Origin of the sequence: Bradyrhizobium cajani, from assembly GCF_009759665.1 — a bacterium.
Taxonomy (GTDB): Bacteria; Pseudomonadota; Alphaproteobacteria; order Rhizobiales; family Xanthobacteraceae; genus Bradyrhizobium; species Bradyrhizobium cajani.
In genome coordinates, this window is sequence record NZ_WQNE01000011.1 from 12,438 (window position 1) to 31,837 (window position 19,400).

13 protein-coding genes and 1 tRNA gene are annotated in these 19,400 nt (G+C 63.2%); 10 read left to right on the forward strand and 4 right to left on the reverse strand.

The genetic code is table 11. The features are described from left to right. Positions 1-7: 7 nt before the first annotated feature. From GPL20_RS15245 to GPL20_RS15270, 5 genes are all read left to right on the forward strand, one after another. Positions 8-220, forward strand: coding sequence for a hypothetical protein (locus GPL20_RS15245; protein WP_027547180.1), 213 nt, complete (start codon positions 8-10; stop codon positions 218-220). After that, positions 217-1,692, forward strand: coding sequence for an Asp-tRNA(Asn)/Glu-tRNA(Gln) amidotransferase subunit GatA (gatA, locus tag GPL20_RS15250; RefSeq protein WP_157330293.1), 1,476 nt, complete (start codon positions 217-219; stop codon positions 1,690-1,692). The genes GPL20_RS15245 and gatA overlap by 4 nt, the downstream gene beginning before the upstream one ends. Beyond that, positions 1,683-1,985, forward strand: coding sequence for a hypothetical protein (locus GPL20_RS15255; RefSeq protein WP_254125963.1), 303 nt, complete (start codon positions 1,683-1,685; stop codon positions 1,983-1,985). Before gatA ends, GPL20_RS15255 begins: the two co-directional genes overlap by 10 nt. Beyond that, positions 1,982-3,460, forward strand: a complete 1,479-nt coding sequence (gene gatB / locus GPL20_RS15260) for an Asp-tRNA(Asn)/Glu-tRNA(Gln) amidotransferase subunit GatB (protein ID WP_157330294.1) — start codon at positions 1,982-1,984, stop codon at positions 3,458-3,460. Before GPL20_RS15255 ends, gatB begins: the two co-directional genes overlap by 4 nt. A gap of 1,453 nt (positions 3,461-4,913) precedes the next feature. After that, the gene (locus tag GPL20_RS15270) at positions 4,914-5,180 is read left to right on the forward strand and encodes a hypothetical protein (RefSeq protein WP_157330295.1); all 267 of its coding nucleotides are present in this window, start codon (positions 4,914-4,916) and stop codon (positions 5,178-5,180) included. Between the two features lie 64 nt (positions 5,181-5,244). Here GPL20_RS15270 and GPL20_RS15275 read toward each other — a convergent pair whose 3' ends face one another. Together GPL20_RS15275 and GPL20_RS15280 are read right to left on the reverse strand one after the other, a co-directional pair. Then, the gene (locus GPL20_RS15275; protein ID WP_157330296.1) at positions 5,245-7,266 is read right to left on the reverse strand and encodes an O-linked N-acetylglucosamine transferase, SPINDLY family protein; all 2,022 of its coding nucleotides are present in this window, start codon (positions 7,264-7,266) and stop codon (positions 5,245-5,247) included. Between the two features lie 150 nt (positions 7,267-7,416). Then, positions 7,417-9,426 (reverse strand): O-linked N-acetylglucosamine transferase, SPINDLY family protein, encoded by a 2,010-nt coding sequence (locus GPL20_RS15280; RefSeq protein WP_157330298.1) that lies wholly within the window; start codon positions 9,424-9,426, stop codon positions 7,417-7,419. Between the two features lie 300 nt (positions 9,427-9,726). On the opposite strand from GPL20_RS15280, the gene GPL20_RS15285 reads away from it, so the two are divergent. The 4 genes from GPL20_RS15285 (at position 9,727) to GPL20_RS15300 (ending at position 15,272) form a co-directional block, all read left to right on the forward strand. Then, positions 9,727-9,820: transfer RNA gene (locus GPL20_RS15285), tRNA-Ser, on the forward strand. Positions 9,821-10,196: 376 nt separating this feature from the next. Then, positions 10,197-12,809 carry an O-linked N-acetylglucosamine transferase family protein gene (locus GPL20_RS15290; RefSeq protein WP_157330299.1) on the forward strand — a complete coding sequence of 871 codons (2,613 nt, stop codon included), beginning with the start codon at positions 10,197-10,199 and terminating at the stop codon, positions 12,807-12,809. Positions 12,810-13,335: 526 nt separating this feature from the next. Next, positions 13,336-14,841, forward strand: a complete 1,506-nt coding sequence (locus GPL20_RS15295) for a porin (protein WP_157330300.1) — start codon at positions 13,336-13,338, stop codon at positions 14,839-14,841. Between the two features lie 158 nt (positions 14,842-14,999). After that, complete coding sequence (locus tag GPL20_RS15300) at positions 15,000-15,272, forward strand: DUF3551 domain-containing protein (RefSeq protein ID WP_256557450.1); 273 nt, start codon at positions 15,000-15,002, stop codon at positions 15,270-15,272. A gap of 76 nt (positions 15,273-15,348) precedes the next feature. Here the strand turns inward: GPL20_RS15300 and GPL20_RS15305 are convergent, their stop codons facing one another. Beyond that, positions 15,349-15,627, reverse strand: coding sequence for a DUF3551 domain-containing protein (locus GPL20_RS15305; RefSeq protein WP_157330302.1), 279 nt, complete (start codon positions 15,625-15,627; stop codon positions 15,349-15,351). A 150-nt stretch (positions 15,628-15,777) separates the two neighbouring features. Then, a complete protein-coding gene (locus GPL20_RS15310) occupies positions 15,778-18,186 on the reverse strand; it encodes a lytic transglycosylase domain-containing protein (protein ID WP_157330303.1) in 2,409 nt (802 codons plus the stop codon). Between the two features lie 296 nt (positions 18,187-18,482). Between GPL20_RS15310 and dapA the strand changes: the two genes are divergently transcribed. Next, on the forward strand, positions 18,483-19,373 hold the full coding sequence (gene dapA, locus GPL20_RS15315; protein WP_157330304.1) for a 4-hydroxy-tetrahydrodipicolinate synthase: 891 nt from the start codon (positions 18,483-18,485) through the stop codon (positions 19,371-19,373). Positions 19,374-19,400 lie beyond the last annotated feature (27 nt).

Below are 19,400 nucleotides of genomic sequence, written 5' to 3' on the forward strand. Positions count from 1 at the left end.
TGGTCCGATGTGTCTGCTTTGCGACGATGAGAAGGCCTATCAGGCCTACATGAATTATCTCGACAAGATGGAGCGGCAGGGCAAGGCTGCCGACCCCAACGTCGCCGTCAATGCCGTGCTCGACGAGATCGAGGCCGCCGCGAAAGCAGCCGCCAAAAAAGACGACCCGGCCAACGACAAGACCCTGTCTCCTTTCTTCTGCAGCCCGATCAATAAATGACTGATTTGACATCGTTGACGCTCGCCGAGGCCCGCAAGGGCCTCGCGGCCAAGACTTTCACGTCGCTGGAGCTGACCGACGCGCATCTGTCCGCGATCGAAGCTGCGCGCGTGCTCAACGCCTTCGTGATGGAGACGCCGGAGCAGGCGCGTGCCATGGCGCGCGAGGCGGATGGCAAGATCGCCAAGGGCGACGCCGGCCCGCTTGCCGGTATTCCGCTCGGCATCAAGGACCTGTTCGCGACCAAGGGCGTGCGCACCACGGCGTGCTCGAAGATCCTCGACAATTTCGTGCCGACCTACGAGTCCACCGTCACCTCGCAGCTCTGGCGCGACGGCGCGGTGATGCTCGGCAAGCTCAACAATGACGAGTTCGCGATGGGCTCGGCGAACGAGACCTCGTGCTTTGGTCCCGTCGGCAATCCCTGGCGGCGTGAGGGCAGCAACACGACGCTGGTGCCGGGCGGCTCGTCCGGCGGCTCGGCCTCGGCCGTGGCGGCGCTGCTCTGCATGGGCGCCACCGCGACCGACACCGGCGGCTCGATCCGCCAGCCGGCGGCGTTCACCGCCACCGTCGGCATCAAGCCGACCTACGGCCGCTGCTCGCGCTGGGGCATCGTCGCCTTTGCCTCCTCGCTCGACCAGGCAGGTCCGATCGCGCGCAGCGTCCGCGATGCCGCGATGCTGCTGCGCTCGATGGCCGGTCACGATCCGAAGGACACCACCTCGGTCGACATTCCCGTGCCGGATTACGAGGCCGCGATCGGCAAGTCCGTGAAGGGCATGAAGATCGGCATCCCCAGGGAGTATCGCCTCGACGGCATGCCGGCCGAGATCGAAAAGCTTTGGGAAGCGGGCGCGGCCTGGCTCAAGGCGGCCGGAGCCGAGCTGGTCGAAGTGTCGCTGCCGCACACCAAGTACGCGCTGCCGGCCTATTACATCGTGGCGCCGGCGGAGGCTTCGTCGAACCTCGCGCGCTACGACGGCGTCCGCTACGGCCTGCGCGAGCAGGCTAAGAACATCATCGAGCTCTACGAGAACACCCGCGCCGAAGGCTTTGGCGCGGAGGTGCGCCGCCGCGTCATGATCGGCACCTATGTGCTGTCGGCCGGCTATTACGACGCTTACTATTTGCGCGCCCAGAAAGTGCGCACGCTGATCAAGAAGGATTTCGAGGACTGCTTCGCGAGGGGCGTCGATGCGATCCTGACGCCGGCGACGCCGTCGGCGGCCTTCGGCATCGGCGAGAAGGGCGGCGCTGACCCCGTCGAGATGTATCTCAACGACATCTTCACGGTCACCGTGAACATGGCGGGCCTGCCGGGCATCGCCGTGCCCGCCGGCAAGGACTCGCAGGGTCTGCCGCTCGGCCTGCAGCTGATCGGCCGTGCGTTCGAGGAGGAGACGCTGTTCTCGCTCGGCGAGGTGATCGAGCAGGCCGCAGGCCGCTTCACGCCCGCGAGGTGGTGGTGAATGTCGCTGACTTCATCGCAAGCCTCGACGGCGCGGCCCCTGCGCCGGACCTGAACGCGCCGCTCGCCGGTCTCTGGTGGGCGGCCAAGGGCGACTGGGACCGCGCGCACAAGATCGTTCGGGACGACAGCAGCCGCGACGCGGCCTGGGTGCATGCGTACCTTCACCGCGTCGAAGGCGATCTCGGCAATGCCGGCTATTGGTACCGCCAGGCGGGCCAGCTCGCGGCAAAGGATTCATTGGAGGCGGAGTGGGAGCGGATCGCTGCCACGCTGCTCGGGAGCAAGACATGAGCACGGCCACGCACAAGCTTCTCAAGGGCGCCACGGGCGATTGGGAGATGGTCATCGGCATGGAGATCCATGCCCAGGTGACTTCGAACTCGAAACTGTTTTCGGGCGCGTCCACTGCGTTCGGCGGCGAGCCGAACACGCATGTGTCGCTGGTGGACGCGGCGATGCCGGGCATGCTGCCCGTCATCAACGAAGAATGCGTCAGGCAGGCTGTCCGGACCGGACTGGGCCTCAACGCCAAGATCAATCTGCGTTCGGTGTTCGACCGCAAGAACTATTTCTATCCGGACTCGCCGCAGGGCTACCAGATCAGCCAGTACAAGTCGCCGGTGGTGGGCGAGGGCGAGGTGCTGGTCGAGCTCGACGGCGGCCGCAGCGTCACCATCGGTATCGAGCGGCTGCATCTGGAGCAGGACGCCGGCAAGTTGCTGCACGACCGGTCGCCGAACATGTCTCATGTCGATCTCAACCGCTGCGGCGTAGCGCTGATGGAGATCGTGTCCAAGCCCGACATCCGCGATGCCGAGCAGGCCAAGGCCTATGTGACCAAGCTGCGCTCGATCCTGCGCTATCTCGGCACCTGCGACGGCGACATGGAGAAGGGATCCTTGCGCGCCGACGTCAACGTCTCCGTGCGCAAGCCGGGCGCGCCGCTCGGCACCCGCTGCGAGATCAAGAACATGAACTCGATCAACTTCATCGGCCAGGCGATCGAGTACGAGGCGCGGCGCCAGATCGAAATCCTCGAGGACGGCGGCGAGATTGACCAGGAGACCCGGCTCTACGACCCCAACAAGGGCGAGACGCGCTCGATGCGGTCGAAGGAAGAGGCGCATGACTACCGCTACTTCCCCGATCCTGACCTTTTGCCGCTGGAGTTCTCGCAAGGCTTCGTCGACGAGCTGAAGGCGGAGCTGCCCGAGCTGCCGGACCAGAAGAAGATGCGCTTCGTCGCCGACTTCGGCCTGTCGGCCTATGACGCGAGCGTGCTGGTCGCCGAACGCGAGAGCGCGGTGTTCTACGAGACCGTGCTGGACAGGCTCGGCAACCGCGCGCGCGACGGCAAGATGGCGGCGAACTGGGTGATCAACGAGCTGTTCGGCCGTCTCAACAAGGAAGGCCGGGATATTACGGGCTCTCCCGTCAACGCCGAGCAGCTCGCCGCGATCATCGACCTGATCGGCGAGGGTACGATCTCGGGCAAGATCGCCAAGGATCTGTTCGAGATCGTCTGGCAGGAGGGCGGCGATCCTCGCGCGCTGGTCGAAAGCCGCGGCATGAAGCAGGTCACCGACCTCTCGGCGATCGAGAAGGTGGTCGACGACATCATTGCGGCCAATCCCGACAAGGCGGCGCAGGTGAAGGACAAGCCGCAGTCGCTCGGCTGGTTCGTCGGCCAGGTGATGAAGGCATCCGGCGGCAAGGCCAACCCGCAAAGCGTCAACGACCTGCTCAAGTCCAAGCTCGGCGTCTGACGTCACACGTTCGAACGAGGTGACGGACACGTGCCGTCACCTCGCCTTCGGCTCGCGATGCGACCATCGCGCACGTCCCCGGCGGCAAACTTCATCCCGATCGACGGCGATGCGACGACCGAATCGCCGTCACGCGATTCGCGCAAAACGGCGGCTTGCACGCGCTCCGACGGGCGCTTGCGCCGTTAAGCATGAAAATATTTTCGTTGCCAAAATTCGCGACTCAGAGTCCGCGGAACGCGTCCGCGAGGTGATCGCGGGATCGGCGATGCGCGTCGCCGCATCGATCACGCGCGATGCATGCGTGCAGAAAAATACTTGCTGCATAGTGTTTTCCTGCAATCGCATCGCTTGCAAACATCGACGATGCGCTCGCTCTCCGCGATCGCAAGCACGGGGCATGCAGTGTGCCTGCGTCGCGCTGGCCAAGCGCACGCGCGTTGCGCCGTCAACACTTCTTTAAGCGAGACGCTGTTTTTTTCGTCGTGTTGGTGTATTCGGGATGAAGTGCATTCGATCCCCGAGTGCACGCAGCGATTAAAGCCATCTCACACATCGGAGGGCAACATGGCCAAGAAAGCGAAGAAGGCGAAGAAGGCGAAGAGCGCAGTGAAGAAGACTGCGAAGAAGACCCGCAAGGTCGCGAAGAAGAAGAAGTAACTTCGCTTCTGAAGTTGCCGGCTCTTAAAGCAGCCGGCACGTCATCAGCGCCTCCCAGAGGTTCTGGTCGACGATAGAGGGTGTCGGCGAGACATCAGGTCAACGGTCGGATCGTTCTCTTTCGCGGGTTTGCCCGCCAAGGTCGATCCGGCAGAAGAAACGAGTTTTCTTCGATCGGTGCGGTTCTCTTTCCAAGGGCTCCGCAATTTCACAAGCGGCCTTCGGGCCAAGGTGAAATCTGGTCCTGACGTGTTCGCCGACGCCCTCGTTCCCTTGAAGCCGGGGCATTGCCGGCATTTCCTTTCCCGACATCGCTGACCTGATCACGACGTGGCTGCGCTGCCCTGGAGCAGGCGGGGGCTGCGGCCGGACGCATGCCGTTCGCGCGTCGCTTCTCCATTCACCGTGTCTTCGCCCCGCCTCCGACCGGGCGATCCAGCACGGTCACCCGTCTTCGCGGGTGATGACAGCCGGCGGGGGACGCCACAGGACACCAGCCACTGCAGGCGATGGTTATCGTTCTCCCAAAATTCCAGGGTAAACCGAATCTGACGAATCGCAGAAGTGTCTGCAAGACAGTCGCTTTTTGAATTTTGCGCGCCGGTGGCCTGTGCTCGCGTTTACGTCTGCTTCATCGCGATACTTAAACTGCCATTCAAATTTGCCCGCCATCATCGCCTTCAACAAGCCGGCAAACGGCATGGGCAAAAGACTCGGGGATGAGTTGAACGGTTATCTGGACGGGAGCCGCGCTCGGGGGAACGAGGCGGCATAAGAAAAAAGGGGATGCGACATGTTTCAGGGTACTTTCGATCTGGAGGCAGCAACGCCGATCGATGCCAGCGCGCTGTCGGACGTGCTGTTCGAGCGCGGGATCTACTGGGCGAGCGGCCGCTCCGGCCTCGTCGACCTCGTCGCCGCGCACAAATGGTTCAATCTCGCAGCCCTGAAAGGCCGCAAGGACGCCGTGGCGCTGCGCCAGGAAGTCGCCGGGCAAATGTCGGACGCCGAGATTTCGGCCGCCCAGCGCGAGGCGAGGGCCTGGGTCTCAGCGCACTGAGCGGTTCACGTCGCCGCGAGGGAACCGAGCTTTGACCGGTCGGTGCGATCGCGCCAAGGCGGCCTCATGGTGAGGTTTGGACGGCAAACGAGGCCGGCGCTTCGCCGGCGCAATGCCGGCGCCACATTTCATCGAAGGCCTTTTCGATCTGTCGCGTCATGCCGACAGTATCGAAGTGGGGCCAAGTGGACCGGTGCGCCGCCAGCTTGCTCTTGAGGGCGGCTCGGAGTTCGGGATCTTGCGCGATCCGAAGCGCCAAACCCTCATATTCGTCCAGCGATCGCGTCACCAGCTCAGGAAGGCCGCCGGCATTCAGGAGACTGGCTGCAACACGTCCCGCAAAGGCGGTGCCAAGGCAGGTCAGGACCGGCAAGCCGGCCCAGAGGGCGTCGCTGGCCGCGGTATGGGCGTTGTAGGGCAACGTGTCCAGGAATAGATCGGCGAGCTGGTGGCGCGCCAGGTGTTCGTCGGGAGGCATGAATGGGGCGAACACGATCCTCTCGGCGGCGACGCCGCGCGCGACGGCTTCGCGCCTCAGATTCTCCGTGGCAATCGGGTCTCCATCAAGCAACCAAAGGACGCTTCCGGGGGTCCTTGTCAGCAGTCTCATCCAGACATCGAACAGCAGGGGCGTGATCTTGATCGTCCTGTTGAACGCGCAGTACACAAATGCATCGTCCGGCAATCCGACCGCGCTGCGGGCCGGTACATTTGGTAGGAGCGGTCGCCTCGCATCGGTCGGCAGATAGCTATCCGGGAGATAAATGACCTTCTCGGCATAATACTTCTGCTCTCTTTCCGGGATGACGATCCGGTCGGCCAAGACGTAGTCGATATATGACGCTCCCATCGTGCCGGGAAAACCGAGATAGCTGACCTGGATCGGAGCAGCCCGGCGCACAAGGATGTTCGTTCGCGCACCTGGAGTTAAGCCGCCCAAATCGACGAGGACCTCAATGTCGAGCCGGCGTACCAGCCTGACCACGTCCTCGTCGGCAAGATGGCTGACATCCTCAAAGCGTTCGAATGCCGCCTTCAGGCGGTTGCGCATCGTGCTGCGGTCATCCGGTCCGGAAGAGATGGCGCTGACCGCGAAGCGCTTGCGGTCGTGCTCCTCGAAAACTCCGGCCATCAATTGCGCCATGGCGTGATTGCGAAAATCGGCAGACAGGTAGGCGACGCGAAGTCTGGAATCCGGTGGCGGCGTTCTGGGGACCGGGGCACCTCGTTCTGGGACGACGTTTGCCACAAATATCTTCGCACAGTTCAACTGATGTGAAGGAGACGAGGAGGCATAAAGGAAGCTGAGAGGGTCGACTGGCACGCCGGATTCGACGGCCTCGTCCAGTGCGGCCTGTTCACGTTCGAAATTGCGCCAATCGGCACGATGCCGCTTGGACGCAACCAGCTTGCTCAGCGCGAAAGGGAAGGCCTTGTCCAGCGCGACCGTTCTTTCGAGCGCTGCAATCGCTTCGTCGTCCCGACCCATTTGGGAAAGGACCCCAGACAAGGCAAAATGATACTGTGGATCCGACGGTGCAAGCTCGATGGCACGTCGATAGCTATCATGCGCTTCGTCGAGCTGGCCGAGCTGCTGGAACGCGCTGCCTCGGTTTGCGAACGCCGCGCCCGATGGCGCGATCGCAATGGCGCGATCGAATTCCGCGATGGCGCCGTGAAGCTCCTGCCGTGCGATCAGGATCGCTCCGCGATTGAGATGCGCATCGGCGAAGTTCGGAGACAGGGCAATCACTTTCGCAAACCAAGCGAGCGCATCGTCCGTCTTGCCCAATGCACGCAGCACGTTGGCATAGTTGAAAAGAACGTTGGGATTGCCTGGGTCGACGCGAGCAGCCTTCTTGAGCAATGGCTCGGCGTCCGCAAAATTGCCGCGCTGGGCGTGCAGCAGCCCCAGCATATGGAGCGCGACGGGATGCGTTCTGCTTCCCTTCAGGATGGCCGCGTACGCCCGTTCCGCATCCGACAGATTGCCCGAACGGTGCGCCGCAATTGCCTGGTCCAGCACAGTGGACGGATGGAGTGAGGAGGGGACCGAAGCTCCCTTGTTGCGGCCTTGCTGCGACATGTGATTGGGCTTCTGGACCCCGATGTCGGGATCTGTGCTTTGGCGAACTGCCGCAAAAACTCTAGTCGCCTTTGCTGGAGAGAGCAACCGCCGCGTGTGTGCCGGGATTTCGCGCGCGCCAACGCGCCAAGGCGGGCCTCATGATGAGATTTAGACGGCAAACGAGGCCGGCGCTTCGCCGGCGCAATGCCGGCGCCACATTTCATTGAAGGCCTTTTCGATCTGTCGCGTCATGCCGACAGTATCGAAGTGGGGCCAAGTGGACCGATGCGCCGCCAGCTTGCTCTTGAGGGCGGCTCGAAGCTCGGGATCGTGCGCGATCCGAAGCGCCAAACTCTCATATTCGTCCAGCGATCGCGTCACCAGCTCAGGAAGGCCGACGGCATTCAGGAGACTGGCTGCAACACGTCCCGCAAAGGCGGTGCCAAGGCATGTCAGGACCGGTAAGCCAGCCCAGAGGGCGTCACTGGCCCCGGTATGGGCGTTGTAGGGCAACGTGTCCAGGAACAGATCGGCGAGTTGGTGGCGCGCCAAATGTTCGTCGGCAGGGACGAATGGGGCGAACACGATCCTCTCGGCGGCGACGCCGCGCGCAACGGCTTCGCGCCTCAGATTCTCCGTGGCGATCGGGTCTCCATCAAGCAGCCAAAGGACGCTTCCGGGGGTCTTGGCAAGCAGCCTCATCCAGACATCGAACAGCAGGGGCGTGATCTTGAGGGGTCTGTTGAACGCGCAGTAGACGAACGCTTCATCCGCCAGTCCGACCTCGCGCCGGCCGGGTGGATTTGACGGGAGCGGTCGCTTCGCGTCGGTCGCCTGATAGCTGTCGGGAAGATAGATCACCTTCTCGGCGTAATGCTGCTGCTCTGCTTCGGGGATGACGATCCGGTCGGCCATGAGGTAGTCGACATATGAAGCGCCCATCGTGCCGGGAAAGCCGAGATAGTTGACCTGGATGGGAGCCGGCCGGCGCGCAAGGATTTTCGGCCGCGCACCGGCGGTGAAGCCCCCCAGATCGACGAGAACCTCAATGTCGAGCCGGCGTATCAGCTTGACCACGTCCTCGTCGGTAAGATGTCTGACGTCTTCAAAGCGTTCGAATGCCGTCTTCAGGCGGTTGCGCATCTTGCTGTGGTCATCCGGTCCGTAGGAGATGGCGCTGATGTCGAAGCGCTCGCGGTCGTGCTCCTCGAAAACTCCGGCCATCAAATGCGCGGTGGCGTGATTGCGAAAGTCGGCAGACATGTACGCGACGCGCAGCCGGGAGGCCGGTGACGGCGTTCTGGGTATCGCGGCACCTCGATCCGGGGCCACGTTGGCGACATATGTCTTTGCACAGGTCAATTGGTGTGCAGGAGATGACGAGGCGTGAAAGAAGGTGAAGGGGTCGATCAGAACGCCGGATTCGACGGCCTCGTCCAGGGCGGCCTGTTCACGCTCGAAACTGCGCCAGTCGGCGCGCTTCCGCCTGGAAGCAACGAGGTTGCTCAGCGCGAACGGAAAGGCCTTGTCCAGTGCGACCGTTCTTTCGAGCGCTCCGATCGCTTCGTCGTCTCGACCCATTTGGGTAAGGACCTCAGACAACGCGAAATGATTCTGTGGGTCCGACGGTGCAAGCTCGACGGCGCTTTGGTAGCTGTCATGCGCTTCGTCCAGCCGACCGAGCTGCTGGAACGCACTGCCTCGGTTTGCGAACGCTGCGCCCGATGGCGCGATCGCAATGGCGCGATCAAATTCCGCGATGGCGCGGTGAAGCTCCTGCCGTGCGATCAGGATCGCTCCGCGATTGAGATGCGCATCGGCAAAGTTCGGCGAAAGAGCAATCACCTTCGCAAACCAGGCGAGTGCATCGTCCGTCTTGCCCAATGCACGCAGCACGTTGGCATAGTTGAAAAGAACGTGCGGATTGCCGGGATCGACGCGGGCAGCCTTCTTGAGCAATGGCTCGGCGTCCGCGAAATTGCCGCGCTGGGCGTGCAACAGCCCCAGCATATGGAGCGCGACGGGATGCGTTCTGCTTCCCTTCAGGATGGTCGTGTAGGCACGTTCCGCATCCGACAGATTGCCCGAACGGTGCGCCGCAATTGCCTGGTCCAGAATCATGGACGGATGGAGTGAGGAGGGGGCCGAAGCTCCCTGGTTGCGGCCTTGCTGCGACATGTGATTGGGCTTCTGGACCCCGATGTCGGGGTCTGTGCTTTGGCGAACTGGCGCAAAACCCTAATCGCCTTTGCTGGTGAGAACAACGGCCGCGCCGCTCGCCCTTCAAGGCACGAAACTGCCGCGCTTATGTCGAGATTTCGCGGGCGACAATGCCGGTCGGCCGGCGTTCGAACGTTCACCAGTCCCGATCCGTTCTTGGCATCCATCGCCCTCAAAGCTTTTCATATGCAAAGAAATCCGCCAGCCCCAATTCTGCCGCTTGCGGCCCGCCTCCGTGTCGGGCATACCCGCCGTATTGGAGACGTGGCCGAGTGGCTGAAGGCGGCGGTTTGCTAAACCGTTATAGGCTTGTAAAGGCCTATCGAGGGTTCGAATCCCTCCGTCTCCGCCAGACGTATCACATTGAAACTGTAGATATTTTTCAAGAGTGGCCGCAGGCCTCGGCGTCGAAGACCCGCCGGAAGCAGGCTGAACGGCGTCACCATCCTGAATGGTCCATGGCGGCCGGTTGCAGCCCGGCGAATCGCCGCAGGAAGCTTGCTAGGACCTCAAATCCGCTATCTGCGATTGTCGGAGCCCCGGGGGGCGCGTTCTGTCCGAACCCCGTCGGCTGACAACATGCCGCCGGGCATATATTCAACCGGGCCGGCGTGGAGTACTTCACACCGCTCTTCCGCTGAATTTGGCGAATGTGTGCATGGTTTGGGTGCTGAACGTGGCGTCGGTCCAGCCATGTGAGGGCCGCCGTGAAAGGGTCTGTTCCGTCGATGAAGAACATCGCAGCAATCTTCAATGAGGCGCTCGCGGCCCTGAATGCGCGCGATTTCAGGAAGGCCGAAGAGGGCTTCAGGCGCGTGATCAAGTCTGAGCCGTCCCATGTTCCGACGCTGAACCTGCTGACGATCGTTCTCATGAACTCGAACCGGTTTGCCGAGGCCGAGCCGTTCATCGCGCGCGCCGTCAAGCTCAATCAGGGATCCGATGTATCCTTCTATAATTACGGGCTGATCGCGAAGCAGCTTGGCAAGCCCGCACTGGCGCACGAGCAATTCACCAAGGCCCTGCGGCTCAATCCCAATGTGCGCGAGAGCTGGAACAACCGCGGCGCGGTCTGCAACGATCTCGGGCAATACGAGGCGGCGATATCCGACTTCGACAGGTCGATTGCCCTCGATCCGAACTACGCCGATGCTCATGCAAACAAGGGCAAGTCGCTGCTCGAACTCGGGCGCCATGCCGAGGCGTTAGCCGCCTATGACCGGACGCTTTCCGTCAGGCCCGAACTGGCGGAAGCCTGGCTCGGCCGCGGCACGGCGCTGGCTCGTGGCAGGCGCCGCGATGAGGCTCTTGCCGCCTTTGACAGGGCACTCTCCATCAAGACCGATCTGGCGGAGGCCTGGATCGGCAGGGGCAACGTCCTGTACGAACTCAGGCGTCACGCCGATGCCCTCGCATCCTACGACCGCGCGCTCGGCATTGCGCCGCAAGCGGCGGCCGCGTGGCTTGGCCGGGGCAACGCCTACACGGATATCAAGCGCCATGACGAAGCGCTTGCGGCCTACGACAGGGCACTCGCAATCAAGCCGGATTCGATTGAGGCCATGGTTGGTCGCGGCAACGTCTTCGTGGGCCTCAAGCGCCATGACGATGCTCTCGCGCTTTATGACGCAGTGCTCTCGAGCAAAGCGAATTCGGCCGAAGCTTCGCTCGGGCGCGGCAATGTCTTCCTTGATCTACGGCGCCATGATGAGGCGCTTGCCGCCTACGACAAGGCGCTCTCCATTGCGCCGGACCTGGCGGAAGCCTGGCTCGGTCGGGGGAATGTCTTCGCGGACGTCAAGCGCCACGGGGAGGCGCTCGAGGGCTACGACAAGGCGCTGTCCCTCAGGCCCGATTTGGCGGAAGCGTGGTTCGGGCGAGGGAATATCTTCGCCGAACTTCGTCGCCACGACGATGCGTTCGCAGCCTTCGACAGGGCGTTGTCGCTGAATCGCGACCTGCCCGGTGTGGAGGGGGCGCGGCTCTATTCGAAGCTGAATTGCTGCGACTGGACCGATATAGAGGCCGAAAAGACACGCCTGATCGAATCCATTCGCGCGGGCGAGGGAGCATGTCAGCCTTTCGCGCTTCTCTCGATTGCCGCCTCGGCCGAGGTCCAACGACGAAGCGCCGATTTCTGGATCGAAAGAATGCTTGGTCTTGCCGTGCGCAAATGGGCTGACGCTGTCCCCACCGAGGCTGACAAGATCCGCATCGGTTACTTGTCGGCGGATTTTCGCACCCACCCGGTGAGCTATCTGGCCGCAGGTCTTTTCGAAGCCCATGATCGCGGCAGATTTGAAACGCATGGATTCTCGATCGGTCCGACCGAGGACAGCGATTTGCGTGCACGGCTGGAGAAAAGCTTCGTCCGGTTTACCGATCTCTGCGGGCGGAGCGATGACGAAATCGTCGGCTGCATCAAGGCGGCCAAGATCGACATCCTCGTGGACCTGATGGGACATACGCTTGGAGCACGGCTCGGTGTCCTCGCGCAGCGGCCGGCGCCCATTCTCGTCAACTATCTCGGCTTTGCAGGCACCGTCGGCGGGAGCTTGCTGGATTATGTGATCGCCGACGAGAGGGTTATTCCTGCCGAAGATCGCAAGCACTTTTCGGAGAAGGTCGTGTGGCTGCCGCATTGCTTCATGCCCCACGATGCCAAGGGACGTGCGCTATCGCATGTCGGGCTCGACAGGCGGGAGCAGGGACTGCCGGCCGAGGGCTTTGTCTTCTGCGGCTTCAACAACGCCTACAAACTCAATCCGGCGACGTTTCAGAGCTGGATGCGCATTCTGAAGGAAGTCGAGGATTCCGTTGTCTGGCTTTCCGATCTCCCGGATGTCGCAAAATCCAATTTGCGGAGAGCGGCAGAGGCAAGCGGCGTTGATCCCCAGCGCCTGGTCTTTGCGACGCGCGTTGCCTCGACGGCGGATCATCTGGCGAGGCACCGCCTGGCGGACCTGTTCCTGGACGCGCTGCCATATAATGCTCACACCACTGCAGGCGACGCCCTCTGGGCCGGCCTGCCGCTGTTGACGCTGGCCGGAGAAGCCTTCGCGGGACGGGTCGCGGCCAGCCTGCTGCATACTCTCGGACTTGCCGAGCTGATCACGCATTCTCGTGATGAATATGAAGAACGCGCGATTGCGTTGGCTCTCGATCGTGAGAAGCTTCGCGGCATCCGGGAAACGCTGGAACAGCGGCGTCTCACGACACCACTGTTCGATACGCCCCTGCTTGCCCGGAACCTGGAAGACGCGTTCGAAGGCATGGTTCGGCGGAATCGGGCCGGATTGCCGCCGGATCATATCGAGATTTCCCCTGCACGGTCCGCTTGATGCGGGTGCGCCGCGTCAGGGTGTGTGGGCCCCGGCGCGCCACGGCCTGCTCCGCCCTGATCTGACGAAGCGCAGTCCGGATTCGACGCGGATTCGCGCGCCCGATTCGTGGGATGAAGGGGACAGGGCGTCGATCGACCTTACGTGCCCAAACCGAGGATTTTTGAAGGCGAATGGAACCGTCAAAAATTTCCAATAGTTATTAAGTGGTTACAAGGGCGCTTCGATCACATCCGCGTGTTATTTGTGCAACACCCATGGGAAAACAGGAGTCATGGGCCCGCTTCGAAGCGTTCTTTTGTTGTGTGTGCAAGGACGTTCAGTAATTGTGATCGAGCGACGGAGGGGGGCATCCCGAGGTCGTCCCGTTCTAGGTGGTTCGCTTAAGTCCCTCGCGTTTCAGCGGGTGTGTCCGAAGGCGCGAAGCGGCTAAGCGGTGGTTACAAGGGACAAGGGAACCAACCTTAGGGTGTCGTCACCCAGCGGATCCGGAACCTTCCCTATAGAGCAAACTTGGAGGTTTAACATGAAGTTTAAGAGCCTTTTGCTCGGTTCGGCGGCGGGTCTGATCGCCGTTGGCGGAGCTCAGGCAGCCGATCTTCCCGTGAAGGCCAAGGCGGTCGAATACGTGAAGATCTGCTCCCTGTACGGTGCCGGATTCTACTACATGCCGGGCACTGACACCTGCATCAAGTTCGGCGGCTACGTCCGTGCCGACTTGCTGGGCAACACGAACAGCGACTACGGCATCGGCCAGGGCGCTCCCGGCGGTGCAAACAACCGTCTGGACAACTACTACCAGACCCGCGCTCGTATGGACTTCAACGTCGATACGCGCACGGCGACCGAGTACGGCGTGGTCCGCACTTACGCCGACATGGTGTTCTCCTGGGATTCCCAGTCGGTCACCGGCAGCAGCCCGTCGGCGTTCTCGACCGGTTCGGCTACGCTCGGCCTCTACCATGCGTTCATCCAGTTCGCTGGTTTCACCTTCGGCCGCACGGTCTCGATCTTCGACGCGCCGTGGCAGAGCTATCCGGCTGGCGGTCCCGACTTCCTTCCGGGCGGCAGCAACAACGTCACCGGTGTGAACCAGGTTGCCTACACGGCTGATTTCGGCCAGGGCATCACCGGTTCGGTCGCACTGCAGGATCTGACGACCGCCGCAGGTGGCCAGTCGAACCTCTGGAACGTCACTGGCTTCACCTCGGCTTCGGCCGCTGGCGCTGCTCTGATCCAGGGCAACTACGGTGTGTCGGATTGGGGTGGCACGCGCGTGCCCGACATCGTCGGTGCGATTCGTGTCGATCAGGCTTGGGGTCTGGCCCAGGTCTCGGTTGCCGCGCACAACATTCACCCGGCCTACTATGGCACGACGGAAATCACCGGCCACCCCGACGACAAGTGGGGCTGGGCGGTGCAGGGCGCTTTGTCGATCAAGAACATCCCGACTGGTGCGGGTGACTCGATCAACTTGCAGGCGGTCTATACCGACGGCGCATCGCGCTACAACTTCCAGAGCCTGTTCCCGCAGAACATCTTCATCTACGGCGGCAGCGGCATTGCGTTCCAGAGCATCGGCTTCGCCGGTATTTCTGATGGTGTCTTCGGTCTTGGTACCGGGGTCGACACGGTCAAGACCTGGGGCTTCCGCGGTGGTTACACCCACAACTGGTCTCCGAACTGGGCTTCGTCGATCTACGGCGCTTATGCCCAGCTGAAGTACGGCAACACGGGCAAGGCTCTGATCTGCGCCAACTTCGTCGCTGCTCTGGCTCCGTCGAATGGTCTTGCCGGATGTAACCCCGACTTCAACCTCGCGGTTATCGGCGGCAACGTGGTCTGGACCCCGGTCAAGAACCTGGCCTTCACGGCCGACGTGAGCTACGTCTGGCTCGACCAGAAGTTCTCGGGCACGATCGGGCCCACTGCGGGCACGGCGAACCTCGCGGTTGCGAAGCCCGCAGCCACCTACGAGCTGAAGGATCAGGGCAACCTCCAGTTGCTCCTCCGCGCTCAGCGCAACTTCTGATCAATTTTACGATTGATCGGCGAACCCCGGCAGGAAACTGCCGGGGTTTTTCTTTGCGAGCCTTTTTCTTTGCGAGCCCTGAAGAGGTGGTCTAGAAGGCGGCGTCGATGGGCTGCACAGTACTGGAGTTTCTGCGCGTGAAGGTTCTGACGAGACGGATGCTGCCCGTGATCGCGGCATCGGTGGTCGCCGCGATTATGGCGCTTGTTGCGCCGGCAGCTGCTGAACCCCTGGATCCCCGTTACCCGGTCTGCCTTCAGAAATGGGAGTGGGGCGGCAGCAGCAGGACTTACTGTAGCTACCTGTCATGGGAAGACTGCAGAGCGTCCGCGATGGGATTGTCGGCGATGTGCCTGGCCAATCCATATTGGTCCGGGCCGAATCCCGCCGGCACCCCGCACGGCCGGTCCGCCCCGACCAGGACGTGGTGAGAATCACCCCCCGCGCGTGGCCAGAGCCGGCCTTGCAGCTTCCGTAAGCGGAGATGCCGGGGGGAAGGCGGTCAGACTACCATCTTGGACCCTTCCATTCCTGGAAGGCATAGGTTGGGTTCAGACCGCAGGAATCGATCGTGCCCGACGCGGTCGCCATGCACTGGCTGTAAGTGGAGAACTGGCAGTTGCCAGGATACCCCCAACGCCGTCCCTGCAGGCAATAGCGATCCTGAATGCCGGCTGCCTGCGGCTGGGAAGGATGGCGATTCTTGCCGTAGGCCGGCGAACCACCGCCCGGGAGGCCCGCCAAGATCACCGCTGCGAATACCAACGCACCGACCACGCGCAGCATGACACGTCTCCAGGTGTGTGAGGCGCAAACGCCGAGTGGGACGCTTGGTCCAGCTCTATCACCACGCCGTTGATGCAGTAACGGAATCTTGCCGACGCCTGCCGCACCAGCGCCCCGGCTCTGGGTTCGATCGGGTTCATCGACGCGCTGCTACTCCACGCTGCCGGTGCCGCGGCGCAGGTCGGCCTCGATCTGCAATCGCGTGCCGCCGCCGAAACGGGCGCGGTAGACTTGGAGGTTCTCCATGATCCGCTGCACATAGTTGCGCGTCTCGGAGAACGGAATCAGCTCGACCCAATCGACCGCATCGACCTTCGGGTCGCGCGGATCGCCGTAGCGATCGACCCACTTCTTCACGCTGCCGCGGCCGGCATTGTAGGCGGCGAACGTCATGATGTAGGAGCCGCGATAATCCTCGAGCAGCCCGCCAAGCTCGGCCGAGCCGAGCGTGGCGTTGTAGACCGAATCGTTCTTCAGCCGCCCCAAATCGTAGGTCGCGCCGTGCCGCTTGCAGACATAGCGCGCGGCATCCGGCGTCACCTGCATCAGCCCGTAGGCCTGCGCCGGCGAGACCACCGAAGGGTTGAACGCGCTCTCCTGCCGAGCGATGGCGTAGACGATGCTGCGCTCGACCTCGGGACCGATCGGCGTGAACTGCGGAATGCCGTTGACCGGGTAGGCATAGAAGTCGAAGGGCAGGCCGCGGTTGAGCGCGGCCTTGCCGAGCAGCAGCATGCCGCGCGCGTCGCTGTAGCGCTGGGTCAGCTCGCCAAGGCCGGCAAGCGCTTCGGGATCGCCGTTCTCACCCATGTCGGCGAGCATGGGCACGGCGAGCTCGCGCTCGTCGAGCTCGTAGAGCAGATGCGCGGCGCGCACGATCTCGAGCCGCTCGGCGCCGCGGCCGCGCGGCTGGTTGTTGAGCTCGATCTGCGGCAGGCCGAGTTTTGCGCGCGCGAGCTGGCCGTAATAGCTGGTCGACTGCTCGGCTGCGCGGGCATAGGCGTTGCGCGCCTCCTGCTGGCGGCCCGCGGCTTCCGCGGCGCGGCCCTGCCAATAGCCGGCGCGCGCCAGCGTGGTCGGATTGACGCTGCCGACCCCGATGCGGGCGAAATGCTGGGTGGCGGTCGCCGGATCGTTGAGGAAGCGGAGCGCGATCCACCCGGCGGTGAACTCCTGCTCGGTCTTGTAGATATCGCGCGAGGGCAAGGCCGCATCGCGCGCGATCAGATAGGCGCTGCGGAATTCCTCGGTGTCGATCATCTTGCGCGCCAGAAGGCGGCGCTCGATCCACCATTCATCCAGATTGTAGAGCCGGTTCGGATCCTTCGGCGCCGACAGCATGAGCTGCGCGGCTTCCGCGAATTTCTCCTCGCGGCGCAGGAGCTGGATCTTGCTGAAGGTGAAGCCGGGATCGCTGTGCAGCTCGCGCGGCACGGCGTCGAGCAGTGCGCGCGCGTTCGGCGCCTTCTTGACGGCGGCGATGCGAGCCTTGGCGAGCGCGACATAGCCGGCGCCGAGGCGCTTTGCGGCGCGCAGCGCCGCCTCGTTCTCGCTGCCGTACAGCAGCGTGTCCATCCGCGCCTTCTGGTCGCCCGGCGTGAGCAGGGCGCCGAACTGGTCGAGCGCGTTGTTCTCGGTGTCTTCAGACATCGGATCGCTGCGCCAGGCCTCGCGCACCAGCCGCTCGGCATTGGCGCGGTCGCCGCGCGCCAGCATCGCCTTGGCAAGCGTGAAGCGGCCCTTGGCGGAAACAGGGGATTCGTTCTCGAACCACGACCACGCGACCGAATCGTCGCGCCTGTCGTCCCACATCGCGGCCTCGAGGCGACGGCGCAGGAAGGTCTGCGACGGCCAGCTCGGATTGGCGGAGAGGAAGGCGCGGTAGCGTTCGACAGTTGCGCCATTGTCCTCGCTGCGCAGGATGATCCACTCCGCGAGCTTTCGCGCGACGGGATCCGAGATCGAGGCTGCGTAGTTGGTGGCGTCGGCGGGCTTGCGCTTGCGCACCAGCTCGATGACGTTCTCGAGCGTGTCCTTGTCGGCTTGCGAGGTCGACGAGGTTGCGGCGACCGCGGCCGGCGTGATCGGCTTGCGCGGGGTGGCATGCTGGCGGGTCGCCGGAGCAAGCACAGGAGCCGCGACGGGTTTGGCGACCGCCGGGGCGGTCGGTCGGACGGTGGCCGTCACGGCCGGCGCGGGTGCGGTTTTGGGGGCCGGACTGTTGGCGGCCGGATGCGGTTTTGGCGCGGAGGCGGCCGCCGCCGCAGGCTTGGACGCTGCCGCGGGCTTGGGCTTGTCCTTCGCGGGTTCCTTGTCGGCGCTCTTGCCGGCGTCCTTGGCAGGTTTCTTCGCGGCATCCTTGGGCGGGGCGCTGCCCGCACCCTTGCTCGCACCCTTGGCTGCGTCCTTTGATGTTTCCTTGGACGTTTCCTTGCCGGTTCCCTTGGACGAGCCTTTTGCGGCGTCCTTGGCGGCTGGCTTTGCAGTCTCCTTCGACCCTTCCGCGGGCGTCTCATTGGACTTTGCCAATGCGGCGCAGCCGACTGACAGTCCTGCCATCAGACACACGACCAGACCGGTGGATCGCCATGCGGCACGAGGAAGGGAGGTCACGGCGTTTCGTCGCCCCGAATCAGTGAAGTGGCCCAAGACCTAGCTGTACAAGGATCTGACTGTATTTGATTGAATATGCGGACAAAATACCAACAGCCGCTTACCTTGGGCGGGTTTGCACCATCACCGCGGCAAAATCGCGGCCTAAACGGTGCGTCACGCTGCGGCGGCCCTTTTACCGGCGGGATAGACCCGATATGAATGGGGCTTGCTCAAGAGATAGCCGCGTACGGAGGAAGTCCATGGCAGCCAAGACGAAATTCCGGGGGTCGTTCACCGCCTTGGTCACGCCGTTCAAGAACGGCTCGCTGGACGAGGCGGCGTTCCGCTCCCTGGTCAACTGGCAGATCTCGGAGGGCACCAACGGCCTCGTCCCGGTCGGCACCACCGGCGAGAGCCCGACGCTCAGCCACGACGAGCACAAGAAGGTCGTCGAATGGTGCATCGCTGAAGCCAAGGGCCGCGTGCCGGTGGTCGCGGGAGCCGGCTCCAACTCGACCAAGGAGGCGATCGAGCTCTCCCAGCATGCCGAGAAGGCGGGCGCGGACGCCGTGCTGATCGTCACGCCTTACTACAACAAGCCCACCCAGGAAGGGATGTATCAGCACTTCAAGGCGATCAACGATGCGATCGGAATTCCGATCATCATCTACAACATCCCGCCGCGCTCGGTGATCGACATGTCGGTCGACACCATGAAGCGGCTGTGGGAGCTGAAGAACATCGCCGGCGTCAAGGACGCCACCGCCAGCATGGTCCGCGTCTCGCAGCAGCGCGCGGCGATGGGCGAGGACTTCAACCAGCTCTCGGGCGAGGACGCGACCATCCTCGGCTACATGGCCCATGGCGGCCACGGCTGCATCTCGGTGACCTCGAACGTCGCGCCGCGCCTGTGCTCGGAGTTCCACGTGGCCTGGCAGAAGGGCGACCATGCCACCGCGCTGAAGCTGCACGACAAGCTGATGCCGCTGCACAACAACCTCTTCATCGAGAGCAATCCGGCGCCGATCAAGTACGCGATGTCGCTGCTCGGCAAGCTGGATGAGACGCTGCGGCTGCCGATGGTCCCGGTCTCCGAGCCGACGCGCGTCGCCGTGCGCAGCGCGATGGTTCATGCTGGCCTGATCAACTGAGGCCTCCCGGGAGCCTTGCATGAGCGT

Excerpts from the sequence above, each read along its gene's own strand:
- GPL20_RS15245 (WP_027547180.1), top strand. The coding sequence starts at position 8 with ATGTGTCTGCTTTGCGACGATGAGAAGGCCTATCAGGCCTACATGAAT.
- gatA (WP_157330293.1), top strand. The coding sequence starts at position 217 with ATGACTGATTTGACATCGTTGACGCTCGCCGAGGCCCGCAAGGGCCTC.
- gatB (WP_157330294.1), top strand. The coding sequence starts at position 1,982 with ATGAGCACGGCCACGCACAAGCTTCTCAAGGGCGCCACGGGCGATTGG.
- GPL20_RS15270 (WP_157330295.1), top strand. The coding sequence starts at position 4,914 with ATGTTTCAGGGTACTTTCGATCTGGAGGCAGCAACGCCGATCGATGCC.
- GPL20_RS15275 (WP_157330296.1), bottom strand. The coding sequence starts at position 7,266 with ATGTCGCAGCAAGGCCGCAACAAGGGAGCTTCGGTCCCCTCCTCACTC.
- GPL20_RS15280 (WP_157330298.1), bottom strand. The coding sequence starts at position 9,426 with ATGTCGCAGCAAGGCCGCAACCAGGGAGCTTCGGCCCCCTCCTCACTC.
- GPL20_RS15290 (WP_157330299.1), top strand. The coding sequence starts at position 10,197 with ATGAAGAACATCGCAGCAATCTTCAATGAGGCGCTCGCGGCCCTGAAT.
- GPL20_RS15295 (WP_157330300.1), top strand. The coding sequence starts at position 13,336 with ATGAAGTTTAAGAGCCTTTTGCTCGGTTCGGCGGCGGGTCTGATCGCC.
- GPL20_RS15300 (WP_256557450.1), top strand. The coding sequence starts at position 15,000 with ATGCTGCCCGTGATCGCGGCATCGGTGGTCGCCGCGATTATGGCGCTT.
- GPL20_RS15305 (WP_157330302.1), bottom strand. The coding sequence starts at position 15,627 with ATGCTGCGCGTGGTCGGTGCGTTGGTATTCGCAGCGGTGATCTTGGCG.
- GPL20_RS15310 (WP_157330303.1), bottom strand. The coding sequence starts at position 18,186 with ATGGCAGGACTGTCAGTCGGCTGCGCCGCATTGGCAAAGTCCAATGAG.
- dapA (WP_157330304.1), top strand. The coding sequence starts at position 18,483 with ATGGCAGCCAAGACGAAATTCCGGGGGTCGTTCACCGCCTTGGTCACG.